Below are 14,133 nucleotides of genomic sequence, written 5' to 3'. Positions count from 1 at the left end.
GCACACAGGATCGACAATGTTTCAACATCTGGCAAAGCCGGCACGCACCATGGCAAGGGAACTGGGCAACACCACTCTCGCCCTGATCGCAACATTGCATGTGCTGTTTGCTCTCAGCCTGATCGTTACGCTTGTCGCCCTTTCGCCGGCCCATGCGGCGCAGAATGCCTGCGGCGGCAAGAACCTGATCGCCGAGATGCGCGCCGCCGATCCCGCGCGATTTGCGGGGCTTGAAAGGCAAGCCGCTGCCGTGCCGAACGGCAAGGGCCTGTTCTGGAAGATCGAGAAGCCCGGCATCGCGCCGTCCTATCTGCTGGGCACCATGCATGTGACCGATCCGCGCGTACTTGCCATGCCGAAGGGGGCCAACGAGGCGTATGAGACCGCAAGGACGGTGATCGTCGAATCCGACGAAATCGTCGACGAGCGCAAGGCGGCGGCCGCCCTTTTGATGCAGCCGGAACTGACGATGTTCACCGACGGCAAGTCGATCAAGGACTTTCTGAAGGCCGAGGAACAGGAAAAGCTGACGGCAGGACTGAAAGAGCGCGGCATTCCGCTGGCGCTGGTTGCGAAGATGAAACCCTGGATGATTGCCAGCTTCGTCGCCCTTCCCGCCTGCGAGCTGAGCCGCAAGGCGGCCGGCGCCTCCTTCCTCGACAAGAAACTTGCGGAAGATGCGCTGACACAGGGCAAAGCGCTCAAGGGTTTGGAAACTCTGGTGGAGCAACTGAAGGCCATGGATGCATTGCCGGTGCAATTTCATCTGGACGCGCTGATCGAGACCCTTGATCTCGGCGACGCCGTCGCCGACGTGATGGAGACGACGACAGAACTCTATCTGACCGGTGACACGGGCATGGTCATGCCGCTGATGAAGGCCATTTCGCAAGAGATGTCGTCCGACAACAGCACCGACTACGCGGATTTCGAGCAGCGCATCGTCGTCGACCGCAACAAGACCATGGCAAGCCGTGCCAAGCCGATCCTCGACGGCGGCAGCGTCTTCATGGCCGTCGGCGCGCTGCACCTGCCGGGACATGAAGGCGTGATCGAACTGTTGCGCAAGGATGGTTTCATAATCACCAGCATGTCTTCCGGGAACTGACGCTTCCACGCAGCCGTAAACCTCCCCGCGCGGTTTGCCGCCGTGGTTTTCAAGCATGCATTGACTCGGACGGGGCACTGGAAGCCGCCTCTAATGAATAAACATATGTGACGCCTTCCAGCGCCCCGTTTGGCGTTCTCTCGGGAGCTTTCCTCCCTACAGACCCCGACTTAGACCCAATACGGTTCACTTAGAGTAAAATTAACATTCAGTTAACGATGGCTGTGAATCAATGCCCACCTGCGAATCGGGGGTGGGATTGATGGGGCGTACGGTGGCGGGGCTTGCGGCGGGACGCCGGATCACGGATTTCATCGGTCTGGGGGTGATCGCCAAGACATTTCCGATCGGCAAGGTGCATGAGGTTCTGGCCGCGTCGGGCAAGACCAGCATCCGCCAGCGCGATCTGCCGGCTCATGTGGTGGTTTACTACGTCATCGCCCTGGCGCTGTTCATGAACGCCTCCTGTAAAGAGGTGCTGCGGTGCATGCTGGAGGGCGTCCAATGGCTGAGCGGGCCGGGGGCTGCGCTCAAGGTGGCGGGAAAATCGGGTATTTCCCAAGCCCGCACGCGGCTCGGCTTCGAGGCGGTGCAGCGCCTGCATGACGCGATGGTGCAGCCCATCGCGACACGGGGGACCAAGGGGGCCTGGTTCGGGGCGTGGCGTCTGGTCAGCCTCGACGGCAGCACGTTCGACGTCGCCGACGATCCGGCTCTCGAGGCCGCCTTCGGTCGGCCGGGCGCGGGTCATGGCGAAAGCGCCTTCCCGCAAGTCCGCTTCGTCTCCTTGGTGGAGAACGGCACGCATGTCTTGTTCGGCACGAAGATGGCTGGCTGCACCACCAGCGAGATCGCCTTGACCAAAGAGGTTCTGCCAGCCCTGCGCCAAGGCATGCTTTGCTTGGCGGATCGCAATTTCTTTGGCTACGCGATGTGGACCCAGGCCAGCGCCACCGGAGCCGACCTGCTCTGGAGGATCAAGCAGAATGCGCGCCTGAAAGACGAGCAACGGCTGCCCGACGGCTCCTATCTGAGCCACATCTATCCGTCCGAGACCGATCGCCGGCGCAAGACCAAGGGCGTCGCAGTTCGCGTCATCGATTACCGCCTGGACGGCGTCGAGGGTGCCGAGCCCATCTATCGCCTGGCCACCACGGTTCTCGACCACGCCAAGGCCGGCGCCGAAGACCTGGCCGCGCTCTATCACGAGCGCTGGGAAATCGAGACCGCCCTGGGCGAACTCAAGACCCACCTGCGCGGCGCCAAGATCGTCTTGCGCAGCAAAACCCCCGACCTGGTGCGCCAGGAGGTCTTCGGCCTGTTGATGGCCCACTTCGCCATTCGCGGTCTCATGCATGAAGCCGCCCTCCAGGCCGACGAGGACCCCGATCGGCTCTCCTTTCTGCACGCAGTTCGCGTCATCCGCCGAAAGCTCCCCGCCTTCGGCGCTATTCCCCCCTCGGCGTCGAGCCGCCCTGCATAGCGCCATCCTCGCCGAGATCCTCCAGGAGCGCGTCCCACCCCGCGCTCATCGCCGAAACAAACGCGGCGTCAAACGCAAGATGAGTAACTTCCCTGTCCGACGAAAAGCCGACAGGCCACCACCGCCCGTCAACATCAAAAACGCCATCAGAGTCGTTATGTGAACCGTATTGGACTTAGACCCTCTGCCTCGGGACGACCTGTCCCGACATGTGTGCCCCACAGGCACGCCCGCCCCATAAGGACGGAGGGGATCCATTTTCCGGGGGCTCTCCTTCCGGTCCGCCTGACGTTCGCAGCCTCCAGACGAAGGCCACGAGGTTTCCCGTGGAGCGCCAGCCCTGCCTCGCCGCAAACGTCTTGCGGTGTATCCGCGACAGGACGCCATGATCATTGCACAGGTTTTCCAGGCGGGGATTTGCGAGGATGAAATTTCTCGCGGCCAATGATCTCGACGAAGCGGTTGCTGTCGGCCCCTTCGTCCCCGATCTTTCGGCAACGTGTTGCTTAAAGCTGGATTATCAAGAGCATCCCCCCTTTGTCCGTCCGGGACATCTCCCCCTCAACGGGGAGATTTCATGCCTCGCCCTACCAAAACTTGCGAAGGAAAAGAATGATCTCCCCCGTTGAGGGGGAGATGTCACGAAGTGACAGAGGGGGGGGTGAAGCTGCAGAGTGCATCGAAGCGGCGGTGCTTTCCGCGCTGATGTTGACGCAGCGGCCAACAATAGTCCGCCTTACACTTGCACCCGCGCCGTCTCTCTGCCTTTTTGCGGACATAACCTGCGGCGGCCTGATTCGCGCCCGCTCCGCTTCGCATTCTTGTTGCAGCTCCCGGAACGCGCTTCCACACGTGCCGGGGCAGCGACCACGTTCCAAGGAGATGACGAGATGTCAGAGATCAAGAAACCCGTGATTTCGGAGATGAGACCGAAGATCACCGTCATCGGCGTCGGCGGCGGTGGCGGCAACGCCATCAACAACATGATCGCCGAAGGCCTTCAAGGCGCGGACTTCGTTGCCGCCAACACCGATGCGCAGGCGCTGACCATGTCGAAGGCGCCGCGGCTGATCCAGCTTGGCGCGCAGGTGACCGAAGGGCTCGGCGCCGGATCGCTTCCGGAAGTCGGCCGCGCGGCGGCGGAGGAATCGATCGACGAGATCATGGATCATCTTGGCGGCACCCATATGTGCTTCGTCACCGCCGGCATGGGCGGCGGTACGGGAACAGGGGCCGCGCCGGTGATTGCAGCAGCAGCCCGCAAGGCCGGCATCCTCACCGTCGGCGTCGTTACCAAGCCGTTCAGCTTCGAGGGCAAGCGGCGCATGCAGGCAGCCGAGGAAGGCATCGAGCGACTGCGCGAGGCGGCCGACACAGTGATCGTCATCCCCAACCAGAATCTCTTCCGCATCGCCGATGCCAAGACCACCTTTGCCGATGCCTTCGTCATCGCCGATCGCGTTCTCTATTCCGGCGTCGGCTGCATCACCGACCTGATCGTCAAGGAAGGTCTGATCAACCTCGACTTTGCCGACGTCAAATCGGTGATGAAGGGCATGGGCCGGGCGATGATGGGAACGGGCGAGGCAATCGGCGACGGCCGCGCCTCCAAGGCGGCCGAGGCGGCGATCGCCAATCCGCTCTTGAGCGAAGTGTCAATGAAGGGCGCCAAGGGCGTGCTGATCTCGATTTCCGGCGGCTCCGACATGACGCTGTTCGAAGTGGACGAAGCCGCGACCCGCATCCGCGAGGAAGTCTACGAGGACGCCGACATCGTCGTCGGCGCAATCTTCGACAAGGGCCTGGACGGCGTCTTCCGCGTTTCAGTGGTGGCCACCGGTCTGGATTCACAGGCACTGACCACAGGCGACGTCGCCGGTGTTGCGGCTCAACCGGCGCAAGCGCGGACACTGCAGTGAGCCAAAACTGTTTCCGAGCGGGCGGCAAGCGCTTCCCGCTCGATAGCGGCATGACGTGGAAAAACGGATGATCGCCGCTGGTTATCAGGCCCTGGCGCGGTTCATTTCAGCGCCTCGACAAACCGGATGACATATCCAACCGTGCTGTTGTTCCAGATATCATTGTGACCCGCCCCATCATCGATCAGCATCTGCTTGGGTTCGGGCGTGACGCGGTACAACGCCTCGCCCGAAGATAGGGGGATGCTGTCGTCACGCCGACCGTGAATGAACAGCTTTGGTTGGCTCACCTTCGTTATTTTGAGATCCGAGCGGAAGGGATCCCTGATAAGAAGCGCGACCGGAAGGAATGGATAGCGCGTTTCTGCGACGGACAGAACCGACAGGAATGCGGACACCAGAACCAAACCGACGGCCGGCCTCTGCGCTGCCGTGTTCACGGCGATGCCGGTGCCCAGCGAGCGGCCGAGAACAACGATCTCGCTTTTGGAGCGTGCTGAAAGCCAGTCGAATGCTGCGATGCCGTCGGTCAGCAGCCCCTCCTCACTCGGCAAGCCCGTCGATCCCGGATAACCGCGATAGGAGATCACCAGCAATCCAATGCCGCGCGCGGCCAGCGCCTGCGCGAGAAAGCCGTAATTGCCGACACGGTCGCCGTTCCCGAAAAAGAGCAGAACGCCCGGCTTGCCGGATGTGCCCTGGTTGTACAGCCCATGAAGCGTCTCACCGTCGGGCGTCTTGATGGAGACGTTCTCACCCCAGGCTGCGTGCTCCGGAGCGGGCGCTGCGCTTGCGCCAGGAAAGATGAGGGCACGCTGTGAAAGATACACCACGCCAACAAGCGACATATAGGCGAAGACCATCGTCAGCGGCAGGGTCAGCAGGAGTTTTGTGGCGCTCATGCCGCATGTTCACCGGAAGTCTGGTCAGAGTCCAGAGCCCTTCGGGAGCGAAGCCTGGCCCGTGCCCGAGGTAGCGGACGTGCGCCGGGCAATGCCGAAGCAGAAGCGGCAAGCGCGCTCACCGTCAGCTTGCGGCAGCGCCGGATGCGGCAAGGTGACGGGAACCGGATAACTGCGTAGCGCCATCGGCATGCTCCCCCTGCAGCGTCACGCGGCACATCGAACCTGCGACGCCGTAACGTATTGAAATCGCGACGATCGTAGACCGCCGGAGGGGGAGGCCGCAAAGGGCCGATTGTCACGGCCCCCTGCGCATCGTCCTTACATATGGATCGGCTTTGCGAAGGTCGCGAGTGCCGCTTCCTTGACCGCTTCCGACATGGTCGGGTGCGCGTGGCAGGTGCGGCCGAGGTCTTCCGAGGAGCCGCCGAATTCCATCAGCACGGCGATCTCGTGGATCATCTCGCCGGCACCGAAGCCGACGATATGACCGCCGAGAACGCGATCCGTGTCCTTGTCGGCGAGGATCTTGACGAAACCGTCGGTCGCCAGCATGGCGCGGGCGCGGCCGTTGGCCGTGAACGGAAACTTGCCGACCTTGTAGGCGATGCCTGCCGCCTTCAGCTCTTCCTCGGTCTTGCCGACGCAGGCGACTTCCGGCTGGGTGTAGACGACGCTCGGAATGACATCATAGTTCACGTGGCCCGCCTGACCGGCGATGATCTCGGCAACAGCGACGCCCTCGTCTTCGGCCTTGTGGGCGAGCATCGGGCCGCGCACGACATCGCCGATCGCATAGATGCCGGGAATGCTGGTCTGGAAATGGTTGTTGATCTCGACGCAGCCGCGGGTATCCATGACGACGCCGGCTTTGGCGAGGCCAAGGCCCTCAGTGAACGGCTTGCGGCCAGTGGCGATCAGAACCACATCGGCATCGATCGTCGCAGCCTCGCCGCCCTTGACCGGCTCGAAGGTCACCCTGGCGCCGGAAGCCGTTTTTTCAACGCCGGTCACCTTGGCGCCGAGCTTGATGTCGACAGCCTGCTTGGCGAGCATACGCTGGAACTGCTTGGCGACCTCGCCGTCCATGCCGCCGAGGATCATGTCGAGATATTCGACCACGGTCACCTTGGCGCCGAGGCGCGACCAGACCGAGCCGAGCTCAAGCCCGATGACGCCGCCGCCGACGACCACCATGGTGGCCGGAACCTTCTCCAGCGCGATACCGCCGGTGGAGGAAATGATGATCTTCTCGTCGATCTCGACCTGGACGCCGGGGATGCCGGCAACATCGGAGCCGGTGGCGATGACGACGTTCTTCGTCTCTATGACCTGCTCCTCGCCCTTGTCGTTGGTGACGGAGACCTTGCCTTCGCCAAGAACCTTGCCGGTGCCCTGGAAGGCGTCGATCTTGTTCTTCTTGAAGAGGAAGGCGACGCCGTCGACGTTCGACTTTACCGTCGCGTCCTTGTGGGCGAGCATCTTCTCAAGGTTCAGCTTCGGAGCAGACACCTCGACACCGAGCGCGTCGATGCCATGGGCGGTCTGGTGGAAGACCTCCGAGGCATGCAGCAGGGCTTTCGAGGGAATGCAGCCGATATTGAGGCAGGTGCCGCCATAGGTGGCGCGCTTTTCGATGACGCCGACCTTCAGGCCAAGCTGGGCTGCCTTGATGGCGCAGACATAGCCGCCGGGGCCGGTGCCGATAACAATAAGATCATAAGTCATGAATGGTCCTTCTTGAGAGCGGCTATCGTCCGCCGCTGACGTTGAGAATGGCGCCCGTTACATAGGACGACGAAGGGGAAAGCAGATAGATAACGGCGTCGGCGACCTCTTGCGCAGTGCCCGGCCGTTTCAGCGGAATGGTCGGCGAGAGTTCGCGGGCGCGATCCGGAAGACCGCCGGAAGCGTGAAGGTCGGTATCGATGATGCCCGGGCGAACCGCATTGACGCGGATGCCATCGGAGGCGACTTCGCGCGACAGGCCAATGGTGAAACTATCGATCGCGCCCTTGGAGGCGGCATAATCGACATACTGTCCGGCCGAGCCGAGCACGGCGGCCATCGAGGAGATATTGACGATGACGCCGCCCTTGCCGCCGTGACGGACCGACATGCGGCGCACGGCCGCAGCCGCGCAAAGGATCGAGCCGGAAACATTGACACGCAGCATGCGTTCCAGCCGCTCGGGCGTGATCTCGTCGATCCTGGCCGGCATGCCGACGATGCCGGCATTGTTGACCAGCCCGTCGAGACGGCCGAAGGCCTTGTCCACCGCGTCGAAAATCGCAGCGATCCCGGCTTCGCTGCCGACATCGCCTTCAATCGCGACCGCCTTGCCGCCGGCCGCCGCGATCGCCTTGACGACCCCATCTGCGGCCGGGCGGTTCGAGGCATAGTTGATGGCAACGGCCCAGCCCTGCTCGGCCGCCGAGTGGCAGATCGCTGCCCCGATGCCGCGGCTCCCGCCGGTTACCAAAAGGACGGGTTGATCGCTGATCTTCATTGGACACATCCCTTCAAAGCCAGAACATCCCAGGGCGCGACCGTCGCCTTGCCCCAGATGGATGAGTTGCGCACGGCGGGACCGAAATCGGGCAGGAGCAATTGCGCCGCCGCTTCCGAACCCTCCTCAGGCAAGGAACCAACCTTGCCGTCGACGCCGATCGAGTAGATCACGCCTTCCCAGACGGTGCAGGCGGCAATCTCCTCGCCCGTGACGTCGCCCTCCGGGCAATTGTTCATGATCATGCCGTTTGGCCGGACCGGTTCGCCCGAGGGCATGACGATGCCATCCAGCACCAGGTCGGTTTTCGCCACCTTGACCTTGAAATGATTGCTGGTTGCGGCGCTGGCCGAGCCCACCGGTTCGAAACGCACTTCATAGGCGCCGTCCGCATCGCCATAGATCGCCTGCTTCTGCAGGCAATCTGCAGCAGTCGCTGGCGTTACAGCCAGCAGGAAACCCAGGATTGACGCGGGAGCGGCAAGGCGCATGCTCAGCCTGCCTTTTCAGTAGCGAGCTTCAGGCCAAGGGCTATGAAGACGAGGCCGCTGGCGCGATCAATCCACTGGCTGGCGCGCGAAAAGGCAGCGCGCATCTTCGGCGTCGTCATGAACAGGCTAACGCCGACGAACCAGAGGATCAGGCTGCTTGCCATGACGAGGCCATAGCCGAACTTCACCGCGATCGGCGTATGGGCGCTGACCACCGTCGAGAAGATCGACAGGAAGAAGAAGACGGCCTTGGGGTTGAGCGCATTGGCGGCAAACCCGAGACCGAAGGCTTTCAACACGGTCTGGCGCTTCTTCGTCGGGTCAGCCCCTCCGTGCTCGACCGTCATATCCGTCCTGCCGGCCTTGAGTGCCTTGACGCCGATATAGAGCAGGTAAGCGACGCCACACCATTTGACGATGTTGAACAGGTAGATCGACTGCGAGATGACCAGCCCGAGACCGAGGATCGTGTAGGTCACATGGAACATCAGCGCCGTGCCGACGCCGAAGGAGGTGACGATCGCCGAGCGGCGGCCATGAACCAGCGACTGACGCATGACCATGGCAAGGTCGGCGCCGGGAGAAACGATGGCGAAGAAGAAGATCGCCATCAGCGATGCGAGTTCGAAAAGATAGGGGTGCACGGCACGTCTCCGGTTATCGCTGTCAGGCGACCGCTTTCCTCTCAGAAAACGAGCGCCGATACCATAGTGAGGAGCCCGGCGAGCGAGCCAAGCCAGATGAGGGATCGGACGTAGGAAACGCCCGCCAGATAGAGCGGAATATAGGCAAGCCTGAAGGCGAACCAAACCCAGGCGCCGATGAGGCCCCAGCCGGTCGGATCACCGGTAATGCCAAGCGCGAGCGCCAGCCCAATAAAGGCCGGGTAGGTCTCCTGGAAATTGGCCGATGCCCGCGCGGCCCGCCCGGCGAGCTTGCCGGACGGCTTCTTCTCAACGTCGCGCGGACCGGCATTCCAGGCCGATCCGAGTTCCAATGTCGACGTCATGCCCTGCAGGCCGACATGAAAGACGAGCAGCACGACGCTCCAGGCGAGGAGCGAAAGGAAGGGCGATGCCGCCAGCGCTGCCGCGTCCATGTTTCAGCGCCTCTTACAGATCGAGAACCAGACGTTCCGGATCTTCCAGGCTTTCCTTGACTCGGACCAGGAAGGTCACGGCTTCCTTGCCATCGACCATCCGGTGATCGTAGGAGAGCGCCAGGTACATCATCGGACGGATGACGATCTGGCCGCCGACGACGACCGGGCGCTCCTGGATCTTGTGCATGCCGAGAATGCCGGACTGCGGCGCATTGAGGATCGGCGAGGACATCAGCGAGCCGTAGACGCCGCCGTTGGAGATGGTGAAGGTGCCACCCTGCATGTCGGCCATCGACAGCGCACCGTCACGGGCCATCTTGCCAAGACGGCCGATGTCCTTCTCGATTTCGGCGATCGACATCTGGTCGGCATCGCGCACGACAGGAACGACGAGACCCTTGTCGGTGCCGACGGCGACCCCGATGTGGCAGAAGTTCTTGTAGATGATGTCGGTGCCGTCGATCTCGGCGTTGACGGCCGGGATTTCCTTCAGCGCATGCGTCACGGCCTTGGTGAAGAAGCCCATGAAGCCGAGCTTGACGCCGTGCTTCTTTTCAAACAGGTCCTTGTAGCGGTTGCGCAGGTCCATGACCGCCGACATGTCCACCTCGTTATAGGTGGTGAGCATGGCCGCCGTATTCTGGGCGTCCTTCAGGCGCTTGGCGATGGTCTGACGCAGGCGGGTCATCTTGACGCGCTCTTCGCGCGGCGCGTCCTCTGCCGGTGATGGGCCACGGGTTATGATCTTGATCGGCTCGGACGCGGCCGGCGTCGAAAGGCCCTTGGCGACAGCAGCGATGACATCGCCCTTCAGCACCTGGCCGCGCTTGCCGGAGCCGTCAACCTGGTCGGCGGTGAGGTTGTTTTCGGCGAGCATCTTGGCAGCGGCCGGCGCAGCCGGCATCGCAGAAGCAACCTGCGGAGCGGCAGGGGCAGCGGCGGCGGCGGCCGGTTGAGCTGCGGCCGGAGCGGCCGCCTTCTTTTCCGCTGCAGGGGCGGCAGAAACGGCGCCGGCGGCACCGTTGGCGATCTGGCCGAGCAGTGCGCCGAGACCAACGGTTTCACCGGCGCTAGCGACGATTTCGGAGAGCGTGCCTGCGGAAGGCGCCGGAACCTCGATCGTCACCTTGTCGGTTTCCAGTTCGAGCAGCGGCTCATCGGCCTTGACGGTGTCGCCCACCTTCTTGAACCATGTCCCGACAGTCGCTTCGCTGACGGACTCTCCGAGGGTGGGAACGCGGATTTCTGTGGTCATTTTCAGATCCTGACTTTGATCGTTATCGGTTATGCGGCAGGTGCCGGAGAATGAGTGAGGGTATAGCGGCAATTTCGAACTGGAAGCCCAGGCGGGCGGCGATGACCGGATCGCCATCGGCAAGGGCCTGGGCGGCCTCCTCATCGGAGACTTCCACGAGAGCCATGCCCCAGGCGCCGTCCTTGGCGAACACGGGACCGACCGCAATTGCTCGTCCCGCATCGGCTTGCGCTCGCCAATAGACGGAGTGACGCTCCATCGCAGCCATTTCCTCAGACGTCGCGTCGTGAGGAAATGTGCTGCGGGGTGGCACTAGTTTCAGATGAAAATAGGCCATGGCGCGCCGCCTCTCAACCGCCGAGCGCGTCTTCGAGGAAGGCGGCGAGCTGGGCGAGATGCTTGGACATCAGACCCGTCGCCGGAGAGGCGGCGGCCGGACGGCCGGTGTAGCGGACGCGCTGGTACTTCGCATCGATATGGGCAAGCACCCATTCCAGATACGGGTCGATGAACGACCAGGCGCCCATGTTCTTCGGCTCTTCCTGGCACCAGACCATTTCCGCATTGCGGAAGCGCGAGAGCTCGTTGATCAGCGCCTTGGCAGGGAACGGATAGAGCTGCTCGACGCGCAGCAGATAGACATCGTCGATGCCGCGCTTTTCGCGCTCTTCCAGAAGGTCGTAATAGACCTTGCCGGTGCACAGAACGACGCGACGGATCTTGGCGTCCTTCTGGAGCTTGATCGGGCCGTCCTTGATGACCTCAGCGTCGTCCCACAAGAGGCGGTGGAAAGAGGTCTCGCCCGCCATTTCCGACAGACTGGAAACGGCGCGCTTGTGGCGCAGCAGCGACTTCGGCGTCATCATGATCAGCGGCTTGCGGAAATCGCGCTTCACCTGACGGCGCAGGATGTGGAAGTAGTTCGCCGGCGTGGTGACGTTGGCGACCTGCATGTTGTCTTCGGCACACATCTGCAGCCAGCGCTCGAGGCGGGCCGACGAATGTTCCGGACCCTGGCCTTCGTAGCCATGCGGCAAGAGGCAGACGAGGCCGGACATGCGCAGCCATTTCCGTTCGCCCGACGAGATGAACTGGTCGAAGACGACCTGCGCACCGTTGGCGAAGTCACCGAACTGGGCTTCCCAGAGCGTCAGTGCATTCGGACGCGCAAGCGAGTAGCCGTATTCAAAACCGAGCACCGCCTCTTCCGAGAGCATCGAGTTGATGACCTCGTAACGCGCCTGGGTCGGCGACAGGTTGGCAAGCGGGATATAGCGTTCTTCGGTCTCCTGATCGTAGAGAACGGTATGGCGCTGCGAGAAGGTGCCGCGTTCGCAATCCTGGCCCGACAGGCGGATCTTGGTGCCCTCGATGGCGAGCGTTCCGAAAGCGAGTGCCTCCGCCATCGCCCAGTCGATGCCCTCACCGGTCTGGATCATATTGGCGCGGCCATCCATGAAACGCTGGATGGTTCTGTGGACGTTGAAGCCTGCCGGAACCTCCGACAGCTTGCGGCCGACTTCCTTCAACGTCTTCATCGGCACCGAGGTCTTGCCGCGGCGCTGTTCGTCCTGATTGTCGGCAGCGCGCAGGCCCGACCAGACACCATCCAGCCAGTCAGCCTTGTTCGGCTTGTAGGCCTGCCCCGCCTCGAACTCCTGTTCCAGATGGGCGCGCCAATCGGCGCGCATCTTCTCAAGTTCGCCCTCGGTAATCAGGCCTTCGGCGATCAGGCGTTCGCCATAGAGCTGGACGACCGTCTTGTGGGCGCGAATGACCTTGTACATCTTCGGCTGCGTGAAGGATGGTTCGTCGCCCTCGTTATGGCCGAAGCGGCGATAGCAGAACATGTCGATGACGACAGGCTTGTGGAACTTCATCCGGAATTCGGTGGCGATCTTGGCCGCGTAAGTCACGGCTTCCGGGTCGTCGCCGTTGACGTGGAAGATCGGCGCTTCGATCATCTTGGCAACGTCGGAGGGGTAAGGCGACGAGCGCGAGAAAGCCGGATTGGTGGTGAAGCCGATCTGGTTGTTGATGATGAAGTGCACGGTGCCGGCAACGCGATGACCGCGCAGACCCGACAGCCCGAGAATTTCCGCCGTCACGCCCTGACCCGCAAAGGCGGCATCGCCATGCAACAGCAGCGGCATGACCTGGGCGCGCTCATACAGCGGAATGATGTCGCCTTCGAAGACCTTCGCCATCTGGTCCTGCTTGGCGCGGGCCTTGCCCATGACTACCGGGTTGACGATTTCGAGATGCGACGGGTTCGCCGTCAGCGACAGGTGAACCTTGTTGCCATCGAACTCGCGGTCGGAAGAAGCACCCAGATGGTACTTCACGTCGCCCGAACCTTCGACATCGTCCGGTGCGGCGGAGCCGCCCTTGAACTCATGGAAGACGGCGCGGTGCGGCTTGCCCATGACGTTGGTCAAGACGTTCAGACGGCCGCGATGGGCCATGCCGAGGATGATTTCCTTGAGGCCGACCTGGCCGCCGCGCTTGATGATCTGCTCCAGCGCCGGGATGAGCGATTCACCACCGTCGAGGCCGAAACGCTTGGTGCCCTTGTACTTGACGTCGATGAACTGCTCGAAACCTTCCGCCTCGATCAGCTTCTGAAGGATCGCCTTCTTGCCTTCCGGCGTGAATTCGACGCCCTTGTCGGGGCCTTCGATGCGCTCCTGGACCCAGCCTTTGATTTCCGGATCGGAGATGTGCATGAACTCGACGCCGAGCGTCGAACAATAGGTCCGCTCGAGGATTTCGAGCATTTCGCGAATGGTCGCGTATTCAAGGCCAAGCACGTTGTCGAGGAAGATCCGGCGATCGTAATCGCTTTCCTCGAAGCCATAGGACTTTGGCGAAAGCTCGTTATAGTCCTCGACCGGTGCTGCAATGCCGAGCGGGTCGAGCTTGGCGTGCAGATGGCCGCGCATGCGGTAGGCGCGGATCATCATGATGGCGCGAACGCTGTCACGGGTCTGCTGGTGGACATCGGCCGCACTCGGCGCGACTCCGGTGACGGCGGCCTGTTCCTCGGCCTTGGCCTTCACCTTCTTTTCGATAACCTTCTCGACCGTACCCCAGTCGCCATCGAGCGCCGAGACCAGCTCGCCATTGGCGACGATCGGCCAGTTCGGCTTCTTCCAGGAGGCGCCCTTGGCCGCCTTGATCGCGTCGTCCGGCTGGTCCTGCAGCGCCTTGAAGAACGACTGCCATTCGCCGGAGACCGACGAGGGATCGCTTTCGTAGCGCGCATAAAGCTGCTCGATATAGCCGGCGTTCGCTCCGTCGAGGAACGAGGTCAGCAGAAATTGCTCGTTGGCTTCTTGCCTTGCCATGGTGCTTCGCGGACCTG

General features: G+C 62.5%; 14 protein-coding genes. 4 read left to right on the top strand and 10 right to left on the bottom strand.

The window, feature by feature from the left end; genetic code table 11:
* Nucleotides 1–16: 16 nt before the first annotated feature.
* The 4 genes from ACSQ2Z_RS02905 to ftsZ all read left to right on the top strand — a co-directional run bounded on the left by ACSQ2Z_RS02905 (nucleotide 17) and on the right by ftsZ (nucleotide 4,510).
* Nucleotides 17–1,108 carry a TraB/GumN family protein gene (locus ACSQ2Z_RS02905; protein ID WP_436079829.1) on the top strand — a complete coding sequence of 364 codons (1,092 nt, stop codon included), beginning with the start codon at nucleotides 17–19 and terminating at the stop codon, nucleotides 1,106–1,108.
* A 253-nt stretch (nucleotides 1,109–1,361) separates the two neighbouring features.
* Nucleotides 1,362–2,591, top strand: a complete 1,230-nt coding sequence (locus tag ACSQ2Z_RS02900) for an IS4 family transposase (protein ID WP_436082954.1) — start codon at nucleotides 1,362–1,364, stop codon at nucleotides 2,589–2,591.
* A 425-nt stretch (nucleotides 2,592–3,016) separates the two neighbouring features.
* Nucleotides 3,017–3,220, top strand: a complete 204-nt coding sequence (locus ACSQ2Z_RS02895) for a hypothetical protein (protein ID WP_436079828.1) — start codon at nucleotides 3,017–3,019, stop codon at nucleotides 3,218–3,220.
* A gap of 261 nt (nucleotides 3,221–3,481) precedes the next feature.
* On the top strand, nucleotides 3,482–4,510 hold the full coding sequence (ftsZ, locus tag ACSQ2Z_RS02890; protein ID WP_436079827.1) for a cell division protein FtsZ: 1,029 nt from the start codon (nucleotides 3,482–3,484) through the stop codon (nucleotides 4,508–4,510).
* 101 nt (nucleotides 4,511–4,611) lie between these two features.
* Here ftsZ and ACSQ2Z_RS02885 read toward each other — a convergent pair whose 3' ends face one another.
* The 10 genes from ACSQ2Z_RS02885 to ACSQ2Z_RS02840 all read right to left on the bottom strand — a co-directional run bounded on the left by ACSQ2Z_RS02885 (nucleotide 4,612) and on the right by ACSQ2Z_RS02840 (nucleotide 14,116).
* Nucleotides 4,612–5,412 carry a serine aminopeptidase domain-containing protein gene (locus tag ACSQ2Z_RS02885; RefSeq protein ID WP_436079826.1) on the bottom strand — a complete coding sequence of 267 codons (801 nt, stop codon included), beginning with the start codon at nucleotides 5,410–5,412 and terminating at the stop codon, nucleotides 4,612–4,614.
* Between the two features lie 24 nt (nucleotides 5,413–5,436).
* Nucleotides 5,437–5,598, bottom strand: a complete 162-nt coding sequence (locus ACSQ2Z_RS02880; RefSeq protein ID WP_436079825.1) for a hypothetical protein — start codon at nucleotides 5,596–5,598, stop codon at nucleotides 5,437–5,439.
* Between the two features lie 135 nt (nucleotides 5,599–5,733).
* The gene (gene lpdA / locus ACSQ2Z_RS02875) at nucleotides 5,734–7,140 is read right to left on the bottom strand and encodes a dihydrolipoyl dehydrogenase (RefSeq protein ID WP_436079824.1); all 1,407 of its coding nucleotides are present in this window, start codon (nucleotides 7,138–7,140) and stop codon (nucleotides 5,734–5,736) included.
* Nucleotides 7,141–7,162: 22 nt separating this feature from the next.
* Nucleotides 7,163–7,915 carry an SDR family oxidoreductase gene (locus tag ACSQ2Z_RS02870; RefSeq protein WP_436082953.1) on the bottom strand — a complete coding sequence of 251 codons (753 nt, stop codon included), beginning with the start codon at nucleotides 7,913–7,915 and terminating at the stop codon, nucleotides 7,163–7,165.
* Nucleotides 7,916–7,917: 2 nt separating this feature from the next.
* Entirely contained in the window at nucleotides 7,918–8,412 is a 495-nt protein-coding gene (locus tag ACSQ2Z_RS02865) for a hypothetical protein (RefSeq protein WP_436079823.1), read from the bottom strand.
* 2 nt (nucleotides 8,413–8,414) lie between these two features.
* Nucleotides 8,415–9,056 (bottom strand): LysE family translocator, encoded by a 642-nt coding sequence (locus tag ACSQ2Z_RS02860; RefSeq protein WP_436079822.1) that lies wholly within the window; start codon nucleotides 9,054–9,056, stop codon nucleotides 8,415–8,417.
* Nucleotides 9,057–9,097: 41 nt separating this feature from the next.
* Nucleotides 9,098–9,511, bottom strand: coding sequence for an MAPEG family protein (locus ACSQ2Z_RS02855; RefSeq protein ID WP_436079821.1), 414 nt, complete (start codon nucleotides 9,509–9,511; stop codon nucleotides 9,098–9,100).
* A 13-nt stretch (nucleotides 9,512–9,524) separates the two neighbouring features.
* The gene (gene odhB / locus ACSQ2Z_RS02850) at nucleotides 9,525–10,769 is read right to left on the bottom strand and encodes a 2-oxoglutarate dehydrogenase complex dihydrolipoyllysine-residue succinyltransferase (protein WP_436079820.1); all 1,245 of its coding nucleotides are present in this window, start codon (nucleotides 10,767–10,769) and stop codon (nucleotides 9,525–9,527) included.
* 22 nt (nucleotides 10,770–10,791) lie between these two features.
* Nucleotides 10,792–11,106 (bottom strand): YciI family protein, encoded by a 315-nt coding sequence (locus tag ACSQ2Z_RS02845; RefSeq protein WP_436079819.1) that lies wholly within the window; start codon nucleotides 11,104–11,106, stop codon nucleotides 10,792–10,794.
* A gap of 13 nt (nucleotides 11,107–11,119) precedes the next feature.
* Nucleotides 11,120–14,116, bottom strand: a complete 2,997-nt coding sequence (locus ACSQ2Z_RS02840; protein ID WP_436079818.1) for a 2-oxoglutarate dehydrogenase E1 component — start codon at nucleotides 14,114–14,116, stop codon at nucleotides 11,120–11,122.
* Nucleotides 14,117–14,133: the final 17 nt, after the last annotated feature.

Origin of the sequence: Pararhizobium sp. LjRoot235 (assembly GCF_964254145.1) — a bacterium.
Classification (GTDB): domain Bacteria; phylum Pseudomonadota; class Alphaproteobacteria; order Rhizobiales; family Rhizobiaceae; genus Pararhizobium.
The sequence above is the reverse complement of the archived record's forward strand: the minus strand, read 5'-3'. Positions and strand labels throughout refer to the sequence as shown.